General features: G+C 60.6%; 1 protein-coding gene. It reads left to right on the forward strand.

Annotated features, from left to right (window positions below; all coding sequences use genetic code 11):
• Positions 1-1,051: hypothetical protein (locus tag HU765_RS26590; protein ID WP_186624074.1), on the forward strand; the 1,051-nt coding region annotated here is incomplete at both ends.

Here is a 1,051-nt window from a genome sequence, read left to right on the forward strand (position 1 = left end):
GCCCCGAGCAGCGTGTGCCGGTGGCGGTTGATGCGACTCGGCTGGTCGCGCCGTTGCTCAGGGAAACGCTGAACAACGTGCTGGACGTCGACAAGCTGGGCGATGCCGATGGCACCGTGCAGATAATCGCCACAGATACGAGCAAGTTCAAAGTCGGTGACATTGTCTTCATCAGGATCAAGGGCACCCCCGTCGAAGGGCCGCCGATTGACTGGGAACCTTCAGAAGGCGTGAAGTTGACAAGCCTGCCAAGCATTATTGAAACCAAGGCGCCCAACGCCGTGCTGCGCCAGTTGGCCAAGTCGCAGATCACCTTGTCCCACCGCCTGGAAAAAGCCGATGCCTCTGCCGATTTACGCTCCAAAAGCCAGTTCATCCGCGCCATCGGCGAAATCCAGCGGCTGGCCGCGCCGATCATGCTGGACGAGAACTCCGGGGCGCTGGACCCGACACTGCTGCAAATCAGTCTCGAGATTCCCTTCGACAAATCCTTTGTCGAAGGCCAGGTCCTCAAGATAGTCATGCTCGGCACCACGCCAGGCCTCAAGCCCTACCTGCCTGACCTGCCAACGCGCCCCATCACCCACAACGACATCGTCGAGGCGAAACCGTTGCAGCACAAGATTGACGGCAAGCATCTGACCCCGGTCAACGGTGGTACGGCCGAGTTCTATTACCAGCAACTGGTCGCCGCCGCGGTGCTTGCCACACTGGACCCGTTCGAGGCCACCCGGGCCGTTCGCGAGTCGATTCACACCGAGATCCTGCGAGTCGGCGAACCACGCCTGGAACTGCCTGAACCGGTGGTGGCCGGCGTGGTGGACGGCGTCCTGCCCGCCGACACTGCCGGCACCACCTCGACCGTGCCGTACATCGAAACGGTCGCCGGCGATGAAGTGTTCATGTTCTGGATCGGTTCGATCACCGGTGAGTACACCGACTCGATCAAGCTGAACGAGTTCACCGCCGGCAAGGAAGTCCCGTTCAACATCGAAGCCAAGTTGATCAAGGACAATGAAGGCGGAACGGTGATCGCCCGGTACGAAATCAA

Source organism: Pseudomonas sp. SWRI81, from assembly GCF_014268545.1.
GTDB lineage: Bacteria > Pseudomonadota > Gammaproteobacteria > Pseudomonadales > Pseudomonadaceae > Aquipseudomonas > Aquipseudomonas hamedanensis.